The organism is Nitrospinota bacterium (assembly GCA_016217735.1).
GTDB lineage: Bacteria > Nitrospinota_A > UBA7883 > JACRGQ01 > JACRGQ01 > JACRGQ01.
This window is the reverse complement of the sequence record JACRGQ010000053.1, coordinates 14,474-38,795: the sequence shown is the minus strand read 5'-3', so window position 1 is coordinate 38,795 and position 24,322 is coordinate 14,474. Positions and strand designations below refer to the sequence as shown.

At 60.9% G+C, this 24,322-nt stretch carries 20 protein-coding genes and 1 tRNA gene; 5 read left to right on the top strand and 16 right to left on the bottom strand.

The genetic code is table 11. The features are described from left to right. Positions 1–9 precede the first annotated feature (9 nt). From ilvB to HZA03_08990, 4 genes are read left to right on the top strand one after another with little or no spacing between them, the layout of a single operon-like run. On the top strand, positions 10–1,701 hold the full coding sequence (gene ilvB / locus HZA03_09005) for a biosynthetic-type acetolactate synthase large subunit (GenBank protein MBI5638092.1): 1,692 nt from the start codon (positions 10–12) through the stop codon (positions 1,699–1,701). A 13-nt stretch (positions 1,702–1,714) separates the two neighbouring features. After that, positions 1,715–2,233, top strand: coding sequence for an acetolactate synthase small subunit (gene ilvN / locus HZA03_09000; GenBank protein ID MBI5638091.1), 519 nt, complete (start codon positions 1,715–1,717; stop codon positions 2,231–2,233). A gap of 57 nt (positions 2,234–2,290) precedes the next feature. Continuing rightward, positions 2,291–3,298 carry a ketol-acid reductoisomerase gene (gene ilvC / locus HZA03_08995; GenBank protein ID MBI5638090.1) on the top strand — a complete coding sequence of 336 codons (1,008 nt, stop codon included), beginning with the start codon at positions 2,291–2,293 and terminating at the stop codon, positions 3,296–3,298. A 7-nt stretch (positions 3,299–3,305) separates the two neighbouring features. Then, a complete protein-coding gene (locus HZA03_08990; protein MBI5638089.1) occupies positions 3,306–3,932 on the top strand; it encodes a phosphatidylserine decarboxylase in 627 nt (208 codons plus the stop codon). 43 nt (positions 3,933–3,975) lie between these two features. Here the strand turns inward: HZA03_08990 and ruvB are convergent, their stop codons facing one another. The 9 genes from ruvB to HZA03_08945 form a co-directional block, all read right to left on the bottom strand. Further along, positions 3,976–4,989 (bottom strand): Holliday junction branch migration DNA helicase RuvB, encoded by a 1,014-nt coding sequence (gene ruvB, locus HZA03_08985; protein ID MBI5638088.1) that lies wholly within the window; start codon positions 4,987–4,989, stop codon positions 3,976–3,978. Between the two features lie 99 nt (positions 4,990–5,088). Continuing rightward, on the bottom strand, positions 5,089–7,197 hold the full coding sequence (locus HZA03_08980; GenBank protein MBI5638087.1) for an ABC transporter substrate-binding protein: 2,109 nt from the start codon (positions 7,195–7,197) through the stop codon (positions 5,089–5,091). Beyond that, positions 7,184–8,545, bottom strand: a complete 1,362-nt coding sequence (locus HZA03_08975; protein ID MBI5638086.1) for a sigma-54-dependent Fis family transcriptional regulator — start codon at positions 8,543–8,545, stop codon at positions 7,184–7,186. The genes HZA03_08980 and HZA03_08975 overlap by 14 nt, the downstream gene beginning before the upstream one ends. A 131-nt stretch (positions 8,546–8,676) precedes the next feature. Then, positions 8,677–9,963 (bottom strand): histidinol dehydrogenase, encoded by a 1,287-nt coding sequence (hisD, locus tag HZA03_08970; protein ID MBI5638085.1) that lies wholly within the window; start codon positions 9,961–9,963, stop codon positions 8,677–8,679. Next, on the bottom strand, positions 9,956–12,097 hold the full coding sequence (locus HZA03_08965; protein ID MBI5638084.1) for a DUF1926 domain-containing protein: 2,142 nt from the start codon (positions 12,095–12,097) through the stop codon (positions 9,956–9,958). Before HZA03_08965 ends, hisD begins: the two co-directional genes overlap by 8 nt. A 786-nt stretch (positions 12,098–12,883) precedes the next feature. Continuing rightward, on the bottom strand, positions 12,884–13,711 hold the full coding sequence (locus tag HZA03_08960) for an ABC transporter permease (protein MBI5638083.1): 828 nt from the start codon (positions 13,709–13,711) through the stop codon (positions 12,884–12,886). Then, a complete protein-coding gene (locus tag HZA03_08955) occupies positions 13,678–14,601 on the bottom strand; it encodes an ABC transporter permease (protein MBI5638082.1) in 924 nt (307 codons plus the stop codon). The genes HZA03_08960 and HZA03_08955 overlap by 34 nt, the downstream gene beginning before the upstream one ends. A 1-nt stretch (position 14,602) precedes the next feature. Beyond that, positions 14,603–16,129 carry an ABC transporter substrate-binding protein gene (locus HZA03_08950; GenBank protein MBI5638081.1) on the bottom strand — a complete coding sequence of 509 codons (1,527 nt, stop codon included), beginning with the start codon at positions 16,127–16,129 and terminating at the stop codon, positions 14,603–14,605. Between the two features lie 60 nt (positions 16,130–16,189). Then, positions 16,190–16,717, bottom strand: coding sequence for a hypothetical protein (locus HZA03_08945; protein ID MBI5638080.1), 528 nt, complete (start codon positions 16,715–16,717; stop codon positions 16,190–16,192). Positions 16,718–16,909: 192 nt separating this feature from the next. Between HZA03_08945 and HZA03_08940 the strand changes: the two genes are divergently transcribed. Next, on the top strand, positions 16,910–17,179 hold the full coding sequence (locus HZA03_08940) for a hypothetical protein (GenBank protein MBI5638079.1): 270 nt from the start codon (positions 16,910–16,912) through the stop codon (positions 17,177–17,179). A gap of 11 nt (positions 17,180–17,190) precedes the next feature. Here the strand turns inward: HZA03_08940 and HZA03_08935 are convergent, their stop codons facing one another. The 7 genes from HZA03_08935 to aspS all read right to left on the bottom strand — a co-directional run bounded on the left by HZA03_08935 (position 17,191) and on the right by aspS (position 24,303). Then, complete coding sequence (locus tag HZA03_08935; GenBank protein ID MBI5638078.1) at positions 17,191–19,044, bottom strand: DUF3365 domain-containing protein; 1,854 nt, start codon at positions 19,042–19,044, stop codon at positions 17,191–17,193. 433 nt (positions 19,045–19,477) lie between these two features. Further along, a tRNA-Arg gene (locus HZA03_08930) sits at positions 19,478–19,553 on the bottom strand. Positions 19,554–19,649: 96 nt separating this feature from the next. Next, complete coding sequence (locus HZA03_08925; GenBank protein ID MBI5638077.1) at positions 19,650–20,072, bottom strand: polymer-forming cytoskeletal protein; 423 nt, start codon at positions 20,070–20,072, stop codon at positions 19,650–19,652. A 76-nt stretch (positions 20,073–20,148) separates the two neighbouring features. Next, positions 20,149–20,520, bottom strand: a complete 372-nt coding sequence (locus HZA03_08920; protein MBI5638076.1) for a hypothetical protein — start codon at positions 20,518–20,520, stop codon at positions 20,149–20,151. Between the two features lie 5 nt (positions 20,521–20,525). Next, a complete protein-coding gene (locus tag HZA03_08915) occupies positions 20,526–21,128 on the bottom strand; it encodes a HEAT repeat domain-containing protein (protein ID MBI5638075.1) in 603 nt (200 codons plus the stop codon). Between the two features lie 2 nt (positions 21,129–21,130). Beyond that, positions 21,131–22,525 (bottom strand): glutamate--tRNA ligase, encoded by a 1,395-nt coding sequence (locus HZA03_08910; GenBank protein ID MBI5638074.1) that lies wholly within the window; start codon positions 22,523–22,525, stop codon positions 21,131–21,133. Further along, positions 22,522–24,303, bottom strand: coding sequence for an aspartate--tRNA ligase (aspS, locus tag HZA03_08905; GenBank protein ID MBI5638073.1), 1,782 nt, complete (start codon positions 24,301–24,303; stop codon positions 22,522–22,524). The genes HZA03_08910 and aspS overlap by 4 nt, the downstream gene beginning before the upstream one ends. Positions 24,304–24,322 lie beyond the last annotated feature (19 nt).

The following is a 24,322-nucleotide window of genomic DNA, read 5'->3' as shown; positions in this document are numbered from 1 at the left end:
GGTAATGATATGAAACTTAAAGGCGCGCAAATTGTTGTGGAAAGCCTTATCGCCGAAGGGGTGGATACCATTTTCGGCTTTCCGGGCGGGGCGGTGTTGCCGCTCTACGACGCGCTCTACGGCGCGAAACTGAAGCACATTCTGGTGCGGCACGAGCAGGGTGCGGCGCACATGGCCGACGGCTATGCCCGCGCCACCGGCCGTTGCGGCGTGGCGCTGGTCACCAGCGGCCCCGGCGCCACCAACACGGTAACCGGCATCGCCACGGCGTATATGGATTCCATTCCGATGGTGATTCTTACCGGCCAGGTGCCGGTGGGGCTGATCGGCAACGACGCCTTCCAGGAAGCCGATATCGTGGGGATCACCCGTCCCTGCACCAAGCACAGCTATTTGGTGCGCGACGTGAACGACCTGGCGCGGACCATCAAGGAGGCGTTTTACATCGCCACCACCGGCAAGCCCGGCCCGGTGCTGATCGACCTCCCCAAGGACGTGCTCAACGCCGCGGCGGAATTCGAATATCCGAAGACGGTCTCGTTGCGCAGCTACAATCCCACCGTGGAGGGACACCCGGCGCAGGTGAAACGCGCTTTCGAGGCGATGAAGCAGGCCAAACAGCCGGTGCTCTACATCGGCGGCGGCATGATTTTGGCCAACGCCAGCGCCGAACTGGCGAAGTTCGCCAAAAAAACCCGGATGCCGGTGACCACCACGCTGATGGCGATGGGGGCGTATCCCACGCGCGATGATCTCTTTTTGGGAATGCTTGGCATGCACGGCACCTACGCGGCCAACATGGCGATGCACGAGTGCGATGTGATGGTCTGCCTCGGCGCGCGGTTTGACGACCGGGTGACCGGGCGGCTGGACGCCTTCGCCAAAAACTGCACGGTCATCCATGTGGACATCGATCCGACCTCCATCAGCAAGAACGTGACGGCGCACATTCCGGTGGTGGCCGACCTGCTGGACGTGATGAAAAAGCTTAACGCGCTGGCGGAGAAGGATGCCATTGACTGGGACGACAAGCACCGCCCCTGGCTCACGCGGTTGGAGGAGTGGAAATCGCTCTATCCGCTGCGCTACGGAAAAAGCGAAACGGGAATCATCAAGCCGCAGTTCGTGGTGGAACAGGCGTGGGAGGCGGCGAAAGGCCGCGACCCGATCTGGACCACCGAGGTGGGGCAGGCCCAGATGTGGGCGGCGCAATTCCTCCAGTTTGATGGGCCGCGGACGTTCCTCTCTTCCGGCGGGCTGGGCACGATGGGTTACGGCTTGCCCGCCGCCATTGGCGCGCAGGCGGCGTTTCCGGGCCGGCTGGTGGTGAATATCGCCGGCGACGGTTCGATTCAGATGAACATTCAGGAGATGATCACGGCGGTGCAATACAGCTTGCCCGTAAAGACCGTCATCCTGAACAATGGCGTGCTGGGCATGGTGCATCAATGGCAGGAGTTGTTCCACGGCAAACGCTATTCGAGCAGCGAATTCCAGATGAATCCGGACTTTGTGAAGCTGGCCGAGGCGTACGGCGCGGTGGGGATGCGCATCACGAAGGAAGCCGACGTGCGCCCCGCGCTGGAAGAGGCGTACCGGATCAACAAGCCGGTGCTGATGGACTTCGTCGTGGAAAAAGAGGAAAAAGTGTTTCCGATGGTTCCCGCGGGCGGCACCGTAAAAGAAATGATGTTGCTGTGAAGGAGGCCATGCCATGAAACACACCATTTCCGTGCTTGTGGAAAACCGGTTCGGCGTGCTGGCCCGCGTGGCGGGGCTGTTCTCCGGCCGCGGCTTCAACATCGAATCGCTCACCGTGGCCGAAACGGAGGATGCGGCGGTCTCGCGCATGACCATCGTCACGCGCGGCGAGGACCGGATCATCGAACAGATCAACAAGCAGCTCAACAAGCTGATAGACGTGATCAAGGTGGTGGATGTCACCGCCGAGGAGCATGTGGAGCGCGAACTGCTGTTGGTGAAGCTGAACGCGGAGGAAAAAAACCGCGCGGAGATACTCCGCATGGTGGAGATATTCCGCGGGAAGATCGTCGATGTTTCGGCGAAGAGTTACACCGTGGAGATATCGGGCGGCGACCGCAAAATCGAAGCCTTTATCGAGATGGTCCGCCCGCTGGGGATGCAGGAGATGGCCCGCAGCGGCAAAATCGCCCTCCCGCGCGGGACGGGCGCATCGGCGCCCAAAGCCAAAAAGCCGAAAAGTGGCGGCTGACGGATTCAGGAATAAAAAGAAACAACGACACGCATTTTTAACCAAGGAGAATTGTTAATGGCCGCGAAGATGTACTACGAAAAAGACACCGACCTCAAATATATCGCCAAAAAGACCGTGGCGGTTATTGGCTACGGATCGCAGGGGCATGCGCACGCGCTGAACCTCAAGGAGAGCGGCGTGAAAGTGGTGGTCGGTCTGCGCCCCGGCAGCCGCTTTGAAGCGCTGGCGAAGCGCGACGGCCTCGAAGTGAAAACCGTCGCCGAGGCCGCCAAGGCCGCGCAGGTAATCATGATGCTGGTGCCGGATCACGTGGCCGCCGGCCTGTATCACGAAGAGGTGCGCCCGAACATGAAGGCGGGCGCGGCGCTGGCCTTCGCCCACGGCTTCAACATTCACTTCAGCCAGATCGTGCCGCCGGCGGATATCGACGTCTTCATGGTCGCCCCCAAGGGGCCGGGCCACCTGGTCCGCCGCCAGTACCAGCAGGGGGGGGGCGTGCCGTGCCTCATCGCCGTGTACCAAAACGCCACCGGCGACGCGATGAATGTGGGGCTGGCCTACGCGCGCGGCATCGGCGGCGCGCGCGCCGGCATCATCGAGACCACGTTCAAGGAAGAAACCGAAACCGATCTCTTCGGCGAACAGGCGGTACTGTGCGGCGGGGCGTCCGAACTGGTCCGCGCCGGTTTCGATACGCTGGTGGAAGCGGGCTACCAGCCCGAAGTGGCCTACTTCGAATGTCTCCACGAGCTTAAGCTGATCGTCGACCTCATGTTCGAAGGGGGAATCGCCAATATGCGCTACTCCGTCTCCGACACCGCCCGCTACGGCGACGTGACCCGCGGCCCGCGCGTGGTGAACGCCGAGACCCGCAAGGAGATGAAAAAAATCCTCTCCGAAATCCAGCGCGGCGAATTTGCCCGCGAGTTCATACTGGAAAACCGCGTCGGCCGCCCGATGTTCAACGCATTGGTGAAAAAAGACGCCGACCACCTCATCGAAAAGGTGGGCGAAAACCTGCGTTCCATGATGCCCTGGGTTGGCAAGAAGATCCAGGACTGAACGGGTGATGAAAATAGCATCGGACGCATGGATGTTCTTTATTCCCGTTGCCGGCATTGCCGTTGGCTTTTTTTTGGGGAGAATGCCTGTCATGGGAAGCGCCGCCTTGATAATGGCGGCGTTCATTCTCTTTTTCTTCCGCGACCCGGAGCGGGTGATACCGGCGGAGCCGAATGCGGTGGTCTCGCCGGCCGACGGCCTGCTGCATAAGATCGACACCGACTGGTTCGATCCCGAAACGGGGGAGAAGCGCACCCGCGTTTCCATCTTCCTTTCGGTGTTCAACGTGCATGTCAACCGCTTCCCGGTTTCGGGCAAGATAATCAAGCGGGAAGCCCGCGAAGGGAAATTTCTCGCCGCGTTCAACCATCTCGCTTCCGAGGATAACGCGCAGGTGGTATTGGTGATCGATTCGCCGTATGGCCGGGTGGGGGTGAAACAGATCGTTGGGCTTATCGCCCGCCGCATCGTTTGCCATGCCCGGTTGGGACAGGATGCGGTGAAAGGGGAACGCTACGGCCTCATGCGCTTCGGCAGCCGGATGGACGTTACCGTTCCCTCCAGCGCCGAAATCAAGGTGAAAGTGGGGGACAAGGTGCAAGCCGGTTCCACCATTCTGGCCCTGCTGCGGTAGGGGCGGGTTTCAAACCCGCCCGTACAAAACCCGCCCCTGCGGGTTAAAAAAGGGCTTCCTGGCCGGATGGGGGCGTGAGGGAAAAATGCCGGTAGGCGGCGGCGCTGGCCACCCGGCCGCGCGGCGTCCGCTGGATGTAGCCGTTCTGCAGCAGGTACGGCTCCAGCACGTCCTCAATGGTCTCTTTTTCTTCGTTGATGGCGGCGGCAAGCGTATCGAGGCCCACCGGTCCGCCGCCGAATTTTTCGATGATGGTCAACAGGAGCAGCCGGTCCATCCGGTCGAATCCCTTCTCGTCCACCTCTATCATTTTGAGCGCCGCATCGGCCGTCGTTGAATCAATGTTGCCGTTCCCCTTCACCTGCGCGTAATCGCGCACGCGCCGCAACAGGCGGTTGGCGATGCGCGGCGTGCCGCGCGAGCGGCGGGCGATTTCCCCCGCGCCGTCATCGGTGATCGCCACGTTGAGGATGTTCGATGAACGCCGGACGATGGCGGCCAGCTCGGCATCCGTGTAAAACTCCAGCCGGTGGATGATGCCGAACCTGTCGCGCAGCGGCGAGGTGAGCAGCCCCGCGCGGGTAGTTGCCCCCACCAAGGTGAACGGCGGTATGTCCAGCTTCACCGAACGGGCCGAAGGGCCTTGCCCGATCATGAGATCGATGTTGCCGTCCTCCATCGCCGGGTAGAGTATCTCTTCCACGGCGGGACTCAGGCGGTGTATTTCGTCAATGAACAGGATTTCCCCCTCGGAAAGATTTGTGAGAATGGCGGCGAGGTCGCCCGCGCGCTCGATGACCGGGCCGCTGGTGGCGCGTATCTGCACGCCGAGTTCCTGCGCGATGATGTGGGCCAGCGTGGTTTTGCCCAGTCCCGGCGGGCCGTAGAAGAGGACGTGATCCAGCGCTTCGCCGCGCTGCTTCGCCGCCTGCACGAAGATGCGGAGGTTTTCCTTTATCATTTCCTGCCCCACATATTCGTCCAGCTTGCGGGGGCGGAGCGTTTTTTCGACGGACGGGTCTTCCCCCTCCGGCCCGATAATCCGCGTCTCTTTCACCTGTTTGCCCTGGCTTCAAGAATGTCGAGCAGCCAGTCGGCATCACGTCTCATACCGGAACAGCCTCCCGCAGAACTTCGTCCAGCAATTCGTATATGGTCATGGTTGTTGTTTCACCGGGGGTGCGGGGGGCTGGAGTTCCGTCACCGCGCCGTTTTTGATTGTGAAGATGGAGGGGATTTTCTCCAAGACTCCGCCGGAGGTGGCGTATACCCCGCCGCTGACGCCGCTGTAGTACGGCAATGCGTCGAGCGCGGCGGTCACCTTGCTCTTGGAATCATTCCCGCTTTCAATGAGCGAGAGCAGCAACATCATCGCGTCGTAGTAGCGCGCCGTTACGGCGTCCGGCATTCCCCCCAACGCCGAGTCGTATGTTTCCACGAAATTTTTCACATCCGGGCGCTTGATGGAAGGGGCGAATTCGCCGGGGAATACAGCGTCTTCGGCGTATTTCCCGGCGATGGAGATGAAGCTGGGGTGCAGATAACTGTCGGTACCCAGCACCCGCACTTGCGTGATGTTATAGAAAGAAAGCGCCGGCAGGATGAGCCCGACCTGCTCATAATTTCCGGCGATGAAGACCGCTTCGTAGGCGGTTTTCAGCGCGAAGGAGAAATTGGTGCGGGTTATCGGCAGGCTTTTCACCTTGGTGATGATGGGATAGGAAAGCGCGCCTTGATACAGTATCCGCAAGCCGTCGTTGAGGCTGTCCAGCGATTTATCGATGTTCTCCTGCACATAACTGAAAATCAGCTTGCGCAGGGCGTTGTCGTCGAGGCCGCCGATTCCTTCGAGTTGGGCGCGGAAATCGGTCTGGCTGCGTTCGTAGGGGCGGCTTTCCAGCATCGTGCCGCCGTCAGCCTCCACCGCGCTGATGAACGCCGCCCGCATTTCCTCGCCCTTCTTGCCGGACGGGTAGATCATCGCGAAGGTTTTGAGGTTGAGGGAGCGGAGGGCGTAATCGGCGATGAACCGGGCCTGGTCCCGCGGGGTCGATCCCATCTGGTAAAAAAAGCGTTTCTGATCCGGGGCCAGGTCGGTGGCGTCGTCGTTGGAGACGGAAAGCACCGGCAGGGCGAACCGGTGCGATTCGGCAAGCGCGGCGTCCAGCGTGGCCGGGGAGAAAAGCCCCACCACCCCGGTCACGGCGTTGTCGGCGGCCAGTTCGCGCATGGCGGTTGCCGACGCCTGCGGGTTGCCGCCGGCATCCTTGATAACGAGTTTCAGATGCGCCCGCTCCACCAAAGAGCTTTTCATGGAAATGGCCAGTTGTATCCCTTTCAACGCTTGCGCGCCCATATCGGCATTATCGCCGGAAAGCGGCAGCACGGCGCCGACCGTGAGGTGATCGACGGCCTCGGAAACGGCCTCGGAAACGGCCGCGGAGGCGGCCGGAGGGGGCGCCGGCGGGGCAACGGTAAAAATATCGGCCGGCGCCGCGAGGCCGGGGAAGTCGTGCTCAAGGCGCGCCTTGATCTTCTCCAGGTTCAGGATGTCGCTTTTCTTGCCGTAGTGGCGGGCAAGCTCCATGAGGGCAAACTGCGCCGGATAGGCCGCGCCGTATTTTTCCGCCACGGCAAGCAGGTCGGTATCGTTGGCGGTGACGTGCAGGATTTCTTTTATTTTCCGGTCGGCCGGTTCGCGGTGGGAGGTATTGAGTTTGACGCACTCCACCAAGGCTTCCACCGCTTTTTGGGCCCGGCCCGCCTGGTGATGGTTGTCGCCGATATAGTAAAGGGCGGCCCCTTTTTGCGGCGGCGTGGAGGCCTTCGCCAGCGCGGCTTGCAGGGCCGAGCCGGCTTCGTCGTAGCGGCGCAGCGCGGTAAGCGAGGCTCCCAGGCCGGTCATCGCCTCGGTTGCGTAAGACGAATTGGGGAACTGATCCGCCACGGCGCCGTAGTAGGCATTGGCGTAGCCGTAGTTGCGGTTTTCAAAGTGGTGGTTGGCCAAATGAAAGTAGGCGCCGTCGCTGCGCGGGTCTTTCGGGTACTGCTCCACGATTGCCTGCCAGACATCCAGCTCGGCGCCGCGGTCGGCCGCTTTTTTCGCCTCGTCCGCTTTTTTGAGCAGATCGCCCAACGGCATCTTGGGCAGTTGCTGGCGCGGGCGGGCGGGCGGTTCCGCGGATGCGCGCGGCACGGCGAGGACGAGAAAAAAAACCGCGAGCATTCCCGCGAACATTCCGGCAAAACGGCTATTTGATGTCATATTTTACAAGTTTATACCGAAACTGGCGGAGGTTCATATTCAAAAGCCGGGCCGCCTCTTTTTTCGAGCCGCCGGCCGTGGCAAGGGCGCCAATGACCATCTGTTTTTCTATTTCTCCCACTTTCTTCTCCAAATCGATGCCGCCGGGGGGGAGCGTGATGCGCATCCCGCCGGGTGAGGGGGCGCGGCAACTTTCGGGGAGGTTCTCGGCGGAAATCCATTTGCCGGTCTCCAGCACCACGGCGCGTTCGATTGCGTTCTCCATCTCGCGCACATTACCCGGCCAGCCGTACTCCTCCAGCAGGCGCATCGCTTCGGGACTGATGCCCTGTATTCCCTGTCCGCCGGCGGCGGTGAATTTTTGGAGGAAATGTTTCGCCAGCACCGGTATGTCCTCGCGCCGCGTGCGCAGCGGAGGCATTTCGATGTTCACCACGTTCAGGCGGTAGAAGAGGTCTTCGCGGAACAGGCCCTCTTTCACCAGCGCCGCCAAATCCTTGTTGGTGGCGGCGATGAAGCGGACATCCACCTTGATATTCGCCACGTCCCCCACGCGCCGGATTTCGCGTTCCTGGATGGCGCGCACCAGCTTCACCTGCAGGGAGAGCGGCATTTCCCCCACTTCGTCGAAAAAGAAGGTGCCGCCCCGCGCCGCTTCCAGCAACCCCGGCTTGTCGGTCACCGCGCCGGTGAACGCCCCCTTTTTGTGGCCGAAGAGTTCGCTTTCCAGCAGTTGCTCCGGCATGGCGCCGCAGTTGATGGAAAGGAGCGGTTTTGCCGCGCGGGGGCCGAGCGCATGGATGGCGCGGGCGGCCAACTCTTTGCCGGTGCCGCTCTCGCCGGTGATTAACACCGTGCTGGCGCTTTCCGCCACGCGGGCGATGAGGTTTTTCACGTTAGCCAGCGCCGCCGATCCGCCGATGAGTTCCGCCAACCCCCCGCGGGAGCGCAGTTCCTTCTTCAGGTTCAGGTTTTCCAGGATGAGGCCGCGCCGCTCCAGCGCGTTGCGCACCACCAGCTTCAGTTCATCCACGTTGAACGGCTTGGTGATGTAGTCGTAGGCCCCCAGTTTCATCGCCTCCACGGCGCTTTCGGCCGAGGCGTAGGCGGTGAGCATGATGACCGGGCGGTCACGGTCCTTTTGCAGCGAAGCGCGCAGCACGGCGATGCCGCCGTCTTTCGGTATCTTCATGTCGGAGATCACGAGGTCGATGGCGTCCTCTCCCAGCCGCCGCGCCGCCTCGTCCGTGCCGCCCGCGGTGACCACCTGATGCCCCTCGGCGGTCAGCATGATCTCCAGCATTTCGACCATGCTCCGTTCGTCGTCGGCCACCAGTATTGTGCTCAACGCAAGACCCTCTCAATTATTCGCATGGGGATATTGTACGGCATCGGGATGCTGTTCGTACCGCCGGGAGTTGCCTCCCGGCGCCACGTCCCGGGTAATCGCCGCGGCTATAGTGCCGCCGCCGCGGCCGCTCATTTCCCCAGGCGGATGCGGGCGGCGCGGGCGTGGGCCGAAAGCCCTTCGGCGTCCGCGAAGAGCGCCACCATCTCCCCCACGGCGGAAAAATCCTTTTCCGAGTATTCGATCAGCGAGGAGCGCTTGAAAAAATCGTACACCCCCAGCGGCGAGAAAAAGCGGGCGGAGCCGGCGGTGGGGAGCACATGGTTGGGGCCGGCCATATAGTCCCCCAGCACTTCGGGGGTGTAGTGTCCCACGAAAACGGCCCCGGCGTTGCGGATGGAATGCAGGTGTTCCGCCGCGCCGTCGAAGGCAAGCTGGAGATGCTCCGCCGCCACGTCGTTCGCCAGCGAAAGCGCTTCGTCCAGCGAGCGGGTTTTGATAATGTGGAACCGGCCTTTAAGGCATTTCTTCGCGATATCCTTGCGCGGCAGCAGTTCGGCCTGGCGGGCCACTTCCGTATCCACAGCGGCGCACATCTTCGCCGAGGGGGAGACGAAGACCGGCCAGGCCAACTCGTCATGCTCCGCCTGCGAGAGGATATCGGCCGCGCACCAGGCGGGGTCGGCCGTATCATCCGCCACAATGCATATTTCGCTGGGACCCGCGATCATGTCGATGTCGACGTGGCCGAACACCAACCGCTTGGCCTCCGCCACGAAGGCGTTGCCGGGGCCGACGATTTTATCCACCCGCTTGATGGTCTTGGTGCCGAAGGCCATGGCGGCCACCGCCTGCGCCCCGCCCACGGTATAAAACTCCCGCACGCCGCAGATGTCGGCGGCAAAGAGCACCGCCGGGTTTATCTGGCCGTCCGGCGCGGGGGAGCAGATGACGATCTCCTCCACGCCGGCGACCAGCGCGGGGATGGCGTTCATCAGCACGGATGAGGGATAGGACGCCTTGCCCCCCGGCACATACAGCCCCACCCGCCTGAGCGGGCGGATGAGCTGGCCGATGCGCGAGCTGCCGGTTTTCGCGGCCCAGCTCTCCTCTTTTTGCAGGTCGTGAAAATGCACGATGTTCGAGGCGGCGAGGTATATCGCCTCTTTCAGTCCGTGGGAAATCTCCTTTTCGGCTTTTTTGAAGGCGGCGGCGGGTACTTTCACCGTTTTGGGTGTCAGCGCCAGCCGGTCGAATTTTTTGGTGTACGCGAACAGCGCGCGGTCGCCGTTCTTGCGAACGTCATCCACAATGGCGGCGGCGGCTTTGACAATCGCGGGATCGCTCTCCCTGAAACGGCCGGTCAGCCGCGTGAATTTTTTGGCGAAGTCCTTCGCCCTGGTATCAAGCTTAATCATTCCACATCCTGCAATGAATGGTAAACGCGCGGCGCGCGGTTTCGCCTCCCGCCAGTTTCAGCGGCGCGAGCGCGGTAAAACAGATTCCCTGATAAGTCGATTCAAAGCCCCCTTCCGATTGCGAGACGGTTTCTATGGGATAGCGGAGCAGCGATACCGGCGCATCGGCCCCGAAGGCCGTGGTGAAACGGAAGTATTCGTCGGTCATGGACCACTTTTCCACGGCGGCGTTTTCCCCCTTGTGATTCATCCGGTACTTTTCGTTGTTCACGGTGATGTAGCGGTCCAGCGCGTCGGCGGCCAGCAGCGTGAAGTTCCATTCCACGCCGAGGGTAAATTCAGCGGCCTGCCCGCCCATGCTGGTTATTTCATATGCGCAGGCGATTCCGGCATCCTTGCCGCCCACCGTGACGGTTTTGCGTATCTTGAGCGGCGCCACCTTGCCGTCGCGCGACAGTTGCCCCTCGCGCTCCATCACCACCACGGCGTTTTGCCCCTTCGTCTTGGCCGAAACCAGCGCATACGGCTGGCCGGCGAAATCGCCCGCTTCAACGAAGTTCTGCGCCCGCAAATCGTCCGCCGTGACGGGGGCGGCGAGAATGTGGTCGATGAACGAATAGCGCGGGTGGCGGTCAAACACCAGTTTTTCCACAAGCCCCGGTTCCTTGATGACCACCCGGTCGTTGATGGAGAGTATCTCGTCTTTCTTCGCGGCGGATTTTCCGGCGGCATCCAGTATTTTCTGGTGGTATTCCTCGGGGCGGCGCGCCATGACGTTGCTCAAATTAAAAAGCGCCGGTTTGAAATCAAGCTCCGCCAGCGCGCCCCCCTCGGCGGGCGTGAAGAGCGCGAAAAGGGCGGGGGTCTCCACCGCCACCTCTTTGCGCATCTCCGTCAGGTAGTCGCCGGTGTTCACTTCGGCCCACGCTTTCCCTTTGTGCAGCGCGGCGTCGGCGGCGCGGCCCGCGTCTATGAGGTTGGAATAAACGGCGTGGCGCAGGTTGCTGAGGTAGAGGCCGCCGAAAAGTCCGTGCCAGTAGGGGCAGTTGCACTGCCCGCGGTACAGGGCCGCGGTGATGGCGCCGCCCCCCTTCTTCGATTTTTCCAGCGCCTTTTCCACCCGTTTGCTGACGTAGAGCATCCGCTTGTGCATCTGGTTGCTCTCGGCGTATTTGGCCAAAAAGTTGTCCCACAATCCGCCGCGCAGGAATTTTTTGAACTGTTCCTTGCGCCCCTCCCCTTCGATTTGATGCACGAGCTTTGTGTGCTCGATGGCGGCCTCCGTGGGGAGCGTCCAGTGCATCATCTCTTCGTAGGAGGCCATCGGCAGGTAGATGCGGCCGCGGGGGGGGAACCGGTCCAAATATTGCGAATAGGTGACGGTTTCCACGAAACCGGCGTTTTCAGTGAGCATATTGAGGAAACGCTCAAGCCATTTTTTCCCGAAGACCCATTCATGGGTTTCGGGCCAGACGCCGAATTTTTCGCCGTCGTCGCCATAGGCAAATGCCGTGGTGCCCTGCGCGGCGACGGTGGCGCGGAAATAGGCCAGCGTCTCCTCCGGCTGTTTGAAGGGGATGGCGTAGCGCAGTTCCTTGTCGATGGGGAACACCGCCACGGCGTCGCCGTGTTTTTCGGTGACCCAGTAGCCGTACATGTCTTTTTGCCCCAGCCCGGCATAGAAAAAGTGCGTGTCGTCCAGCAGGGTGTATTCGATGCCGGCGGCGGCGAGTATTTTGGGGAGCGAGGGATCCCATATCCGCTCGGCCATCCACGCGCCGCGCGGGCGGACGCCGAAGTTTTTTTCCACCCAGCGGTTCATCATTTCCAGCTGCCCCACGGCATCACGCTCCGGCAGCGAGGAGAGTATCGGCTCGTAAAAGCCGCCGGAAAGGATTTCCACCTGGCCGCGCTTCACCATGCCGCGCATCCACTTGATGTATTCCGGTTTGTGGCGCTCTATCCACTCGATGAGCGGCCCGGAGTGGTGCAGCGAAATTTTCAGGTGCGGGTACCGTTCCAGCGTCTCCAGCGTGGGGAGGTAACACTGGTCGTAGGATTCGCTGAAGACGTGATCGAAGTTGCCGACCGGCTGGTGGTTGTGGAGGCCGATCATCAAATACGCTTTATTCATCCGGGTTCCTTTCCTGCAATCGCCCCCCAGAATACACTAAAACCGCGCCTCCGGGAATTTTGCGCGGCTCCTGTTTCTGGTAGATGCAAGGGGCGGGGATGTCGCACAATCGGCCCGCAGGGCCGACCATGTTTGGCGCTGATGCACCAATGGCAGACATGATTGCCTGCCCTGCCAGGGCAAAGGGGCCGACTCTTCCCCTTCCCGGCGGGTACGTGCTCTCAGCATGTACATCGGCCATTCAGGCCGACGAGGAAAGCTTTGAAAATATTTCTGGGTGCCGCCCCCTTGAAGGGTGCTTCCGCGGTGGTCTGTACGCGGCTGGCGCCCTCTTTCGAGGATTTCCAGGGCGGAAGAAAACATACTCCGCTCTTCCTTCCGCAGGCTTCGCCGCCGCATGATTATTCCACCGCTCCCAAGTCAAGCCCGGCATGACATCCTATTTTCCCGGTTGAGGCAATTCATTGATCATTCAATAGCCCCTTTAACTGCTCAGTTATTTCCCTCACATCTTTGCCTGTTTCAAGCGCGTACTGTTTTTTCTATTTAAAAATTCAGGCAAGGTTTGGAATGCTCCGCTAGAATCAAAGATTAAATATCAAATTGTAGATTTAATAAAAGCAAATCCTGGTAATGCACTAAACTCTCACAAGCGTCACTCTTTTGATGCAACTTTAGAGGCAAAGGTTGCAAAAATTAAAAGGAAGCAGTCCTGCCGTCTCAAATTATATAGCAAGCGGTTTATTCTTGGTATGCGCTGGTTCCCGACTCACAAACGTATCACGATTAGCGGCGTTTCACGTCGAGGCGGTCGCGCAGGGCGTCCCCCACCAGCGTCACCGCCAGCGCCAGCAGCATGAGGCAGAGGCCGGGAAAAACGGTGAGGCGCGGCGCGATCAGCAGGAAGGCGCGTCCTTCGTTCAGCATCGAGCCCCAACTCGGCGCGGGGGGCTGCACGCCGAGGCCGAGGAAGCTTAGGCCCGCTTCCGCCACGATCACCGAGGCCACGCCGAAGGCGGCCTCCACCAGCAGCGGCGCGGCGGCGTTCGGCAGCAGGTGGCGCGTCAGGATGCGCCATTTTCCCGCCCCCGCCGCCACCGCCGCCGTCACATACTCCCGCTCGCGCAGCGATAGAATCTGCCCCCGCGTCAGCCGCGCGAAACCGGCCCAGCCGGTGAGGCAGAGCGCGATGAGCAGGTTGCCGAAGCCCGGCCCCAGCACCGCCATCACGGCGATGGCGAGAAGGATGCCGGGGAACGCCTGCGCCACGTCGACAACGCGCATCAGCAGCATATCCGTCCGCCCGCCCCATACCGCGGCCATGCCGCCCATCAACACGCCGATGAGGCCGCTGACGGCAATCACCGTGAACCCGGCGGCGAATGAGACCCGCGCGCCGTACATGACGCGGCTCAATATATCGCGTCCCAGCAGGTCAAGCCCCATCGGGTGCGCGGCGGTGGGGGCGTCGAGGCCGCGCAACAGGTCTTGCGCGTACGGGCTGTATGGGGCGATCAGCGGCGCGGCGGCGGCAACCGCCCCGAAAAACGCCAGCAGGAAAAACCCGGCTTTCAGTTTCATCACCGTTCCAACCGTATCCGGGGGTCGAGCCATGCGTAGAGAATATCCACGGCGAAGTTGGCAAAAACATAACAGAGGGCGATGTTCAGCACGCACCCCTGCACCAGCGGATAGTCGCGCTTCTCAATCGCCTCGATCATCAGCCGCCCCACGCCGGGCCACGAAAAGATGGTCTCGGTTATCACCGCGCCGGAAAGAAGCGCGCCGAGCTGCAGGCCCATCATGGTCACCACCGGCAACAGCGCGTTCCCCAGCGCGTGCTTCAGGTAAACCCGCCACTCCGGCAGGCCCCGCGCCCGCGCGGCGCGGACGTAGTCATCCTCCGCCGCCTCCAGCACCGCGCTCCGGGTGAGCCGGAGCAGGATGGCGGCCATCCCCGCGCCCAATGTCACCGCCGGGAGGATGATGCTGGCGGCGCCATCGCGGCCCGACACCGGCAGCCACGCCAGCCCGATGGAAAAAACAATGATGAGCAGCGGCCCCAGCCAGAACGCCGGCACCGCCGCGCCGATGAGGGAAAAGAAAAGAGTCGCGTTATCCAGCGCGCCGCCGCGCCGCGCCGCCGCCAATACGCCAAGCGGAACGGCGGTCAACGCCGCCAGCAGCAGCGCCGCCGCCGCCAGCTCCAGCGTTGCGGGCCAGCGGGCCGCGATCTCAACAAATACCGGCCGCCGCGTGGCGATGCTGGCGCCGAGATCGCCCCGCGCCAGCCCCGCGAGATAGCCGCCGTACTGCGTAAGAAGCGGGCGATCCAGCCCCAACTCTTGCCGCAGCGCCTCTTTCTCCGCCGCCATCGCCGACTCCCCCAGCATTGCCTCCACCGGGTCGCCGGGAATAAGGTGGATGACGAGGAAAACGGCGGTCACCACGCCAAACAACGTTGGCAGGAGCATTGCCAGCCGCGATGTCATATACCGTTGCATCCTACTTTCCCTTTTCCAGCCACGCGGCGGCTAGCCACGCTGTGGCCAGCGAATCGAGGCTTTCATCCGGATAGATGACAAAACCATTTAACCGCTTATCCATTGCCGCCACGTTGCGTCCGGTCCACAGCGCCACAAACGGCAGCTCTTCGGCAAGCAGCCGCTGGGCTTCATCATAAACGCGCTTGCGCGCCGTTTCATCCGTGGCGGCCCGCCCATCTTCCAATAACCGGTCAAGCGCCGCGTTGGCATAGCCCCCCCGGTTGGCGCCCACCGGGGGAACCGACGACGAGTGAAATATAAAATGGAGGATATCCGGGTCGGCAATGCCTACCCATGTGAGCGAATAGAGTTGAAAGTTTCCGTTCTTGATGTCGCCGAAAAATGAGCCCCACTCCATGCTCTTGATCTCCAGCGCGATGCCGACCCGCGCCAGATTCTCGGCGAATACTTCGGCCTGTGTGCGCCGGGTGGGATTTTTGGATGTCTTGAAAGTAAGCGTCAAACGCGGATGACCGTTGCCGGGATCGGGATAGCCGGCTTCGTCCAGCAGCCGCTTCGCCGTTTCGGGTGAATACGGGTATTGGGGAAGCTCCGCGGCGTGGTAGGGGTTGGGCGGCGCGATGAGGGTGTCGGTGGTATCGGCCAGCCCCTTGAGGAGGCGCGTGGTAATCGCGCCGCGGTCGATGGCGTAGGCGATGGCGCGGCGCACCAGCGGATTTTTCAGCGCGGGGTCGCGCATATTGAAGCCGAGATACGAAACATTGGCGCCGTGGGCATCGTTAACCGCAATGCCCTTCTGGGCGGCAAGCCAGGGGAGGACGGCGGGGGTGATCGGATTCATCACCAGATGCACGTTGTGTTTTTTAAGTTCCAGCAGCCGCACCGTTTCGTCCGGCACGATTTTCAGCACAACCCCCGCCAGGCGCGGCGCGCCATCCATGTAATCCGGGTTGCGCGCCAGCGTCAGCCGCTCCCCCGGCTCGTACGAAACAAACCGGAACGGTCCCGCCCCAACCGGGTTGCGCGCCAGCTCTTCCCCCGCGCCGCGCGGCACAATGCCGAAGGTAAGGCCGGCGGCGAACGGCGCGAACGGCTTTTTGAGGCGAATGACGAGGGTGAAGGGATCGGGCGCGTCCACCGCCGCCACCCCGCCAAGCGGGCTTTTCAGCGGCGACGCCGATTTTTCGCCCACGATGGAAAGGAGCGTATACCGCGCGTCTTCCGCCGTAAGCGGCGCGCCGGTGTGAAACCGCAGGCCGCGGCGCAGCGTTACCACATAGGTGAGCGGATCCTTCCGTTCCAGCTTTTCCGCCGCCTGCGGCACAAGCCGCATCCGGTCATCGCGCCGGAAAAGCGGGGCGTATATCAGCCGGCAGGCGTTGACGCTGGCGGCATCGGAGGCAAGGCGCGGGTCGAGGGTGGCGGGGCCGGTTTCGACGCCGATCACCAGCGTATCCGGCGGCGGGGGCGCGGGGGCGCAGGCGGCAAGCCAGAGCGGCGGAAAAAGCCAGATAAGACGCTTCATTAAACCCGGATTGTACCCCGATAACCCACGCCCATGACGAAAATCGGCGGAACTGAAAATTCAGTGCGCGGCCGTCCCGCCGTGGCCGGCTCCGCCGCTTTTCGGGGCATCCGTCCGGGCGGCGGGGATTTGTTTCATGTCGGGAAGGCCGCCGGTTATCACCGCATAGCTGACCGACACCACATCGTTTTTGGCGCGGACGATATATTTGGGGGCAGGGGGGATTTTGAGGGTAAACGTGCCGTTCTCCGCGATATCGCCGGACGCGACCACGTCACCATCAAGCGAAACGATCTCGACAGTCCCTCCGGCGAGAAACGATTTCTGCTCCTCTTCGTCCGCCTCAAAGGGTATGGGGCGATCACCCAATACGAAAACGGGGTGCTTGGCGAGGTCTTTTTTGAACTGGCCGGACAGGGTTATCGTCGCCGCCTTGGACGGAGCGGGCGCGTGGACTTCCGCTGGCGCGGGGGATCGTTCTCCTCCGCGCGGCTTCCCCAGTCCGAAATAACCGACGCCAAGGCCGACCACCGCCACCGTGGCGGAGACGCCGATCATCAAGCCGAGAATAACCTGTTTGCCAATCATCGGTTACGCAACCCCATTTTTCATCCCCGCCAATAATATCCGTTTCCGGGCAAACGGCACAGAAATATTTGTATTTTTTCAGGTTCTTAACGTTACATTTTAAAATTACAAACAACACGTTGAAATGTTTCTATCTACTTGAGATGTTTATTGCAATTGGATTTTTTCCGCAAAATGTGTGATACTGAGTTAATGTTAAATATCTTTTTTGGATTTATAAGGAAAACGCCGCCGCGCCGCCTGCTTTTCACGGGGCTGACAGTTCTTGTCTTTGCCGTTGCCTGCACAAACCGCGAGGAGAAGATGGATGCCATCGAGAAAAGCGGGTACGTTATTTGGTTTGACAAGAAGTATAAAGTCAAAAAAATAGACCGGCCAAACGAGGCGGTATTCATCATCGAGCCGGACGGCGTGGCGATAGCGGTGGCGCTCGAGATGGTGAAACCGGCCGAAGGCCCGTAACTCTTTTTCCCTTACGCCGCCGTTGGCGGCATCTCGTCGGAAGCCAGGGGGAAACTCAACGCAACCAGCGTTCCCGCGCGGTCGGGCCGGTTGCCGATTACCAGTGTGCCGTTGTGGTATTCCATTATCAGTTTGGCCATGGTCAGCCCCAGCCCCAGCCCGCCGCCCCGGAATTTATAGCGGCCCGTCGAGTGGGTTAGGGGGTTTTCAAGGGAGAAGTAGGGAGTGAACACATCCCGCAGCTTGTCTTCAGGTATCCCCTTCCCTTCGTCCGCCACCTCGATGCGGATCGAACCGCCGCCGGAATATGCCCGGACGCGGATGGCTTTGCCATCCGGAGTGAATTTAATGGCGTTGGAAAGCACTTCGTCCAGCGCCTGCTGAATCATGCCGCGGTTTCCCATCACGACGGCATGGCGCGGGAGTCCGGCCATGTCGGCCTCCACCTTGATATTACGCCGCGCGTCCCCAATATTGGCCTGCGCGGTTTCCAGCGCCGCCGAGATGTCGTAGTAAATAAAATCCCTGACGAACGGCCTTTCGGCGCCGGTCCGGGTCATGTCTGAAATCAGGGCGGTGGCATTGACGATCCGGTCGAACAATGTCATTGATTCGAGCAGCGCGCCGCGCACATCCCCCAACTGCCCTCCAGGATTGGCGGTCTCGAACTGCTTGAGCAGGTTTTCCGCCAGATGCAGTTTCGCCAGCGGGGTGCGGAGCTCGTGCGCGGTGATGTCGGTGAAATAAGCGCGGGATTTTTGCAGGGCGGTCTCACGGGTAATGTCGCGCTTCACCGCGACAAAGTTCACAACCGCGCCGGCCGCGTTCGCAATGGGCGATATGGTCATTTCCTCATCGTAGAGGGAGCCGTCTTTCTTTCGGTTGATGATCTTGTCGCGCCAAACCCGGCCCGCCTTGATGGTCCGCCACATATCTTCGTAGAACGCGCGGTCATGGCGGCCGCTTTTAAGCACGCGCGGATTCTTGCCGCGGACTTCGTCCACGCGGTAGCCGGTTACTTCCTCGAATGCCGGGTTGGCGTATTCGATGTTCCCTTCGGCGTCGGTGATGACAACCGCGTCGGCGGCGTGCATCACCGCGCCCGCCAGCCGCGTGTTTTCATTTTGCATGAGCATCCGCTCGCGCGCGCCTTTGAGCATCTGCAGCGAGAATAGGTAAAGCGCCGCCGCCCCGGCCAGCCAGATGGCGGCATAGGTCAACAGGCTGTTCCGTATCCCTTCCCGCGCTTGCACGAAAAATTTTTCCGCCGGCACGGAAAGGCTCAGGCCTCCCCTGATATCCCCCAGCTTGTACCCCTGTTTCTCGTGGCACGGGACGCAGGATTTTTCCACGAAAAGCGGGCGCATGAGGCGCAGGTGCTGTATGCCGCCGATGTCGGCGAACTCGAATTTTTCGATGGAGCCTTTTTTAAACTCCTCCAGCCCCGCGCGTTCCCATTCGTCCGGCCCGTTGTTCGGGTTGAGCGGCATGAGGCTGGTGAGATGCCCTTTCATCCCTATTTTATCGTAGAACTCGGCGTATATCTGGCGGGTTACGTAAGCGGGGTTCATCAGCGTCAGCTTCTTTCCCGATGGCGTCCGGATGTTCTTCTCCGGCACGTCCAGCCAGGGGTTTGATGGTGTCCGCTCCGTCATCGGCACGTAGACGCCGCCATGCGAGGCAAGCCACGAGCGGAGAGTGACCATCCAGTCGTACTGCGTCCTCACCTCGGCGCGGGCCAACTCGCGCGCGGCGTTAAGGTGATGCTGGAATTCCGCGGCAAGCGCGAGGCCGATGCCGGCGGTCCAGACGGCGAACAGAACCCAGATGACTTTTTTAATGTCGGAATTCTCAAGCCTCTCCACCGGTTTATTCTATCAGAACAAGCGGAAAACGCGGAATGGATGACAAAAGTCGGTAGTGGGTCAGTTTGAAATTAACTTGGTAACAGAGTAGTCCCCTCCTTTGCAAGGAGGGGATACAGGGGAGGTTTTTAACCCCTCCTGCACCTCCCCTTGCACTGCAAGGGGAGGAAAAAAACGGGATAATTCAAACTGACCCACTACCCAAAAGTCAAGATGGCCCATATTGACATCACCGCCAATCATGAATGGCGCGCCCGGAGGGACTCGGCCACACGCGCCGTCGCATCACGCTCCGGCTTGCACGGCCCGCCTCACTCGCTATTTTGCACATCACGTGCAAAATGCCCTCCCTCTCCGGTCGGGCCGCTCGTTCGCTTCGAGTCCCGTGAACAAACCAATAAATAACCGGTTCAAGAATGAACCGGTTATTTATTGGTGCGCCCGGAGGGACTCGAACCCCCAACCTACTGATCCGAAGTCAGTCGCTCTATCCTTTGAGCTACGGGCGCTCAAGGACTGCCACCAGTATGCCGCGCAAATGGTACGGAGACAAAATAAAAAAGGCCGGCGGATGCCAGCCTTTATCAATCCAAAAAGAACAACAATTAGTGCGGGCGTTGATCCGCCACGGCCGGTTTGGAGGCCACATCTCGCGGGGGTACCGCCTTGTGGGGCTGATCGGCTTCCTTCTTCATGGAAATACTCCCCTCGATCACGCCCCCCTCCTGTACGGTGAGCGCGGGGGTGAAAATATTGCCGGTGATTTTGCCGGTGTTGGCGATTTCCACCTTGCCGGCCGCCCTGACGTTCCCCACCATGCTGCCCATGATGATGCAGTAGCCAGCCTTCACTTCGGCCTCGATATGGCCGCTTTCGCCGATGATGAGGGTGTCGTTGGTCTGTATTTCCCCTTTGAACCGGCCGTCAATGCGAACCGTGCCGTCGAAACTCAACAGCCCTTCAAACTCGGTGCCATCGCCAAGAAATGCCCGGATTTGCCCTTGGTCAACCATTTTTTTATTGCTCATGACCACCCCTTTTAATTTTTTTATAGTATATCAGCAATGGGGAAAAACGGAATAAAAAATCGTCAGTGTCACACGGTTAAATGCCTGTGTTACTAAGCGTTACAAAATCATTAACCTGCTTTTTCGTCGGCTTCGCGCCGGTTTTGATGAACATGCGGCCATCGAACACGCTGACAAATCCTTTGAGTTCGTTGTTCACCCGGATCAGCCGCAACGATGTTTCCCACATCATGTCTTCGGCGATCTTTTTCGGCGGCTGATCCGGCGGCGCGCTGACGTGCAGGTAAATCCGGTTTTTCGCCACGTCGAGCCGCTTCACCCCCGCGCGGTATTGCAGCAGCACGTCGGGAATGATGAGGGCAAGGTCGCTCTTCATTTTGGCGGTGAAGAACTCGTCAATGCTGAGCGGCAGGACGAAATGGTAATCGATATCCGAAATTATCATCATTGCCGTCAGCCGCAGCAGTCCGGGTGTTTTTCCTTCATCTTCAGCACAGCCTGATGCGCGGTGTCCTGGATGAGGCCGTCATCGGCGCGCGCCGCCTCTTTTTTCAAGAGCTCCGCGCCGCCCATATTTCCCAATTCACCCAGCGCCGCCAGTATTCTCAGTTTGAGCCCTTTCGGCGCTCCGTCATACGCGCCTAACAGTTCCGGCAACGCGGCGTCATCCCCCATGCGCCCCAGCGCGAAGGCCGCCTGTCCGCCCAACACCGCGTCGCCCCCCTTCATCAGCGCGATGAGCCGCGGTTCCGCAGCGGTGTAATGCATCTCGCCCAGGATGAAGACAGCCATCCGGCGCAGTTCCGGATCAAGCGACGGGTCGGCGGCCGCGTCAAGCACCGTTGCGCCAGCACCCGCTCCTTTGCCGATGAGCGTATCGGCCGCCCACCGCTTTTTTGCCGGATTGCCGTCGTTGAGCATGGTCACCAGATGGCCCGGGGAGAGCCAGTACGCCAGCATCAGCAGCCCGCCCACGAGAAAAACGGCCATCAGGCCGCCGCATCCCCAGAGGTACTTTGCCGGTTTTTTACCGGTTTCCTTCAACAGTGGGGGCATGATTATCCTCCCGCTGATTTAGCGGCAGCTTTTAGACGGCGGGCCGTTTCCTCTTTTCCCAACGCTTCCATCATCTCGAATACGCCAGGCGATACGGTTCTTCCGGTTAGCGCCACGCGCACCGGCTGGGCAATATCTTTGAGGCTCTTTCCCATCTTGGCCGCAAATTCCTTAAAATCCGCGCTTAATTGGTCATGAACGATAGTTGAGTGCGCCAATACAAAGTCAGCGGATTGCTCCAATAAGGGGGCTGTTCCCGCTGTGATAAATTTCGCTTTCGCCTCCGGCTGGAAAACCACGTCCTTCACAAAATACCACTCGGCCCCGGCGGCCATTTCCACCAGCGTGCGTGAGCGCTCTTTCAACAGCGGCACGATGACCGCCAGTTTTTCCGCTGTCGCGTCCGGGCAGCTCTTGTGTAAAAACGGCAACGCCAACCGGGCCAGCTCCGCATCCGGCGCGGCCTTCATATGCTGCATGTTTATCGATTCCAGCTTGGTGATATCGAACACGGCGGGCGACATGGTGATCTTATCCAGCGAGAACTTTTCGATCAGCTCTTGCCGGGCGAATATTTCCTGATTGCCAAACCCCCAGCCCATCCGCGCGAAGCAGTTCAGCATCGCGTCCGGCAGGTATCCCATGTCGCGGTACGCCATCACCGATTCCGCCCCGTGCCGCTTGGAAAGCCGCTTCTTGTCCGGCCCCAGTATCATCGATACGTGCGTGAAGCGCGGGGTGTCATAACCGAGCGCCTTGTAAAGCTGCACCTGTTTGGGGGTGTTGGCCAGATGATCGTCGCCGCGAATGACGTGGGTGATCCCCATCTCGGCGTCGTCCACCACCACCACGAAGTTGTACATCACCCCGCCATCGGTGCGGCGGATGATGAAGTCGTCCAACTCGGTGTTATTAAATTCCACCACGCCGCGCAACGAATCGGTGAACGACGTGACGCCGGTGAGCGGCGCCTTCAGGCGCACCACATTCGGCCGCGATGCGTCGCCGCCTGTCTTCTCGCGGCAGACGCGGTTGTACATCGGCTTTTTGCCGGCCGCCTCCAGCGCGGCGCGGCTGGCATCCAGTTCTTCTTTCGTGCAGTAACAGCGGTACGCCTTCCCCTCGCGCAGCAGCTTTTCCACTTTTTCTTCGTACAAGGCTGTGCGTTGGCTCTGGAAGAACGGCCCTTCGTCCCAATTGAGGCCGAGCCATTTCAGCGAGGCGAGGATTTCGTCCACCGATTCCAGCGTGGAGCGTTCCTTGTCGGTGTCTTCTATGCGGAGGATGAATTTTCCCCCTTGGTTGCGCGCCCAGAGCCAGTTGAAAAGAGCGGTGCGGGCGCCCCCCAGATGCAGCGTGCCGGTGGGGGACGGCGCGAAGCGGGTGCGGACGGTCATTGCTGCCCCGTCACTTTGATGTGCAGCTCGCGCAACTGCTTGAAGTCCACCTCGTTCGGCGCGTCGCACATCAGATCGACCGCGCGCTGCGTTTTCGGGAAGGCGATAACGTCGCGGATGCTCGGCGAGCCGGTGACGATCATCACCAGCCGGTCGAGGCCGAGCGCCAGCCCGCCGTGCGGCGGACAGCCGAATTCGAGCGCTTCCAGCAGGAAGCCAAATTTTTCGCGCGCCTCCTCTTTGCCGATGCCAAGCGCGGTGAAAAGCTGTTCCTGCACCTCCGGGTTGTGGATGCGGATGGAGCCGCCGCCGATCTCGGTGCCGTTGAGCACGATGTCGTACGCCTGCGCCATCGCTTTGCCGGGATCGCTTTGCAGCAGCGGGATGTCCGCCGCGCGCGGCGCGGTGAAGGGGTGGTGCAGCGCCACCCACCGCTTGTCCTCCGCGCTCCACTCCACCAGCGGGAAATCGACCACCCAGAGGAAGTTGAATTTGTTCTCGTCGATGAGGTTCAGGCGGCGGCCCAGCACCAGCCGCAGGTGCGCCAGTCCGGCGCAGACCACCTTTTCGTTATCGGCCAGGAACATCATGGTATCGCCGTTCTTCGCGCCGAGTTTTTCCTTGATGGCGTTAAGCAGTTCCGGCGTGAAGAACTTGGTGATGGGCGATTGGTATTCGCCGGTCTCCATGATCTTTATCCATGCCAACCCCTTCGCGCCGTGGATTTTCACCTCTTCGGTGAGATCGTCCATATCCTTCCGGCTGTAGCCGGTCGTCCCCGGCACCGCGATGCCGCGCACCACGCCCCCCGTCATGCCGAGCGCGCCGGTGAAAACGTTGAAGCTGCTCTTCGCCGCGAGTTCCGAAACATCGCTTATCAAAAGCCCGAAGCGGGTGTCCGGCGCGTCCTTGCCGTATTTCAGCATCGCCTCGTGCCAGCCCAGCCGGGGCAGCGGCAACGCAACATCGGCCCCCTTGAACTCTTTCCAAATCTTCGCCATCAGCCGTTCCACGATCTGCATGACCTCCTCGGCGGAGAGGAACGAGGTCTCGAGGTCGACTTGGGTAAACTCCGGCTGCCGGTCGGCGCGGAGGTCTTCGTCGCGGAAACATTTGGCGATTTGATAGTACCGCTCGAAACCGCCCGCCATCAGTATCTGCTTGAACAGTTGCGGCGACTGCGGCAGCGCGAAAAATTTGCCCGGATAGAGGCGCGACGGGACGAGGTAGTCGCGCGCCCCTTCGGGTGTGCTCTTGGTCAGTATGGGGGTTTCGATGTCGAGGAACTCTTCGCCGTCGAGGAAGTTGCGGATGCTCCGGACGATCATGCTGCGGGTGATCAGCTTTTGCTGTATCTCCGGGCGGCGCATATCGAGGTAGCGGTATTTCAGGCGCATCGCCTCGGTGGTGTCGCCGCCGAATTCGTGGATGGGGAACGGCACCGTCTTGCTGCGGTTGAGGATTTCAAGGGTGGCGGCGTACACCTCCACCGCGCCGGTGGCGAGATTTTTGTTCACCGTGCCGTCGGGGCGGGCATGCACCGCGCCGGTGATGGCGATGACGTACTCCGAGCGTATCTCCTGCCCCGCGTCGAACGCCTGCTTGCCGATGTCCGGGTTCAGCACCACTTGCGTGACGCCGTGCCGGTCGCGCAGGTCGATAAAGATGAGGCCGCCGTGGTCGCGGCGGGTGTGCACCCAGCCCTTGAGGGTGACGGTCTGGCCCGCGTTCTCTTTCCGCAACTGGCCGCAGTTATGAGTCCGTTTCTTGTGTTCCATTACTTTTAAAATTCTCCTG

Excerpts from the sequence above, each read along its gene's own strand:
- HZA03_08955 (MBI5638082.1), bottom strand. The coding sequence starts at position 14,601 with ATGCAACGGTATATGACATCGCGGCTGGCAATGCTCCTGCCAACGTTG.
- ilvB (MBI5638092.1), top strand. The coding sequence starts at position 10 with ATGAAACTTAAAGGCGCGCAAATTGTTGTGGAAAGCCTTATCGCCGAA.
- HZA03_08915 (MBI5638075.1), bottom strand. The coding sequence starts at position 21,128 with ATGCCCCCACTGTTGAAGGAAACCGGTAAAAAACCGGCAAAGTACCTC.
- HZA03_08980 (MBI5638087.1), bottom strand. The coding sequence starts at position 7,197 with ATGACATCAAATAGCCGTTTTGCCGGAATGTTCGCGGGAATGCTCGCG.
- HZA03_08910 (MBI5638074.1), bottom strand. The coding sequence starts at position 22,525 with ATGACCGTCCGCACCCGCTTCGCGCCGTCCCCCACCGGCACGCTGCAT.
- HZA03_08965 (MBI5638084.1), bottom strand. The coding sequence starts at position 12,097 with ATGAATAAAGCGTATTTGATGATCGGCCTCCACAACCACCAGCCGGTC.
- HZA03_08920 (MBI5638076.1), bottom strand. The coding sequence starts at position 20,520 with ATGATGATAATTTCGGATATCGATTACCATTTCGTCCTGCCGCTCAGC.
- HZA03_08940 (MBI5638079.1), top strand. The coding sequence starts at position 16,910 with ATGTTAAATATCTTTTTTGGATTTATAAGGAAAACGCCGCCGCGCCGC.
- ilvC (MBI5638090.1), top strand. The coding sequence starts at position 2,291 with ATGGCCGCGAAGATGTACTACGAAAAAGACACCGACCTCAAATATATC.
- HZA03_08950 (MBI5638081.1), bottom strand. The coding sequence starts at position 16,129 with ATGAAGCGTCTTATCTGGCTTTTTCCGCCGCTCTGGCTTGCCGCCTGC.
- ilvN (MBI5638091.1), top strand. The coding sequence starts at position 1,715 with ATGAAACACACCATTTCCGTGCTTGTGGAAAACCGGTTCGGCGTGCTG.
- HZA03_08925 (MBI5638077.1), bottom strand. The coding sequence starts at position 20,072 with ATGAGCAATAAAAAAATGGTTGACCAAGGGCAAATCCGGGCATTTCTT.
- hisD (MBI5638085.1), bottom strand. The coding sequence starts at position 9,963 with ATGATTAAGCTTGATACCAGGGCGAAGGACTTCGCCAAAAAATTCACG.
- HZA03_08960 (MBI5638083.1), bottom strand. The coding sequence starts at position 13,711 with ATGGCTCGACCCCCGGATACGGTTGGAACGGTGATGAAACTGAAAGCC.
- HZA03_08945 (MBI5638080.1), bottom strand. The coding sequence starts at position 16,717 with ATGATTGGCAAACAGGTTATTCTCGGCTTGATGATCGGCGTCTCCGCC.
- HZA03_08990 (MBI5638089.1), top strand. The coding sequence starts at position 3,306 with ATGAAAATAGCATCGGACGCATGGATGTTCTTTATTCCCGTTGCCGGC.
- aspS (MBI5638073.1), bottom strand. The coding sequence starts at position 24,303 with ATGGAACACAAGAAACGGACTCATAACTGCGGCCAGTTGCGGAAAGAG.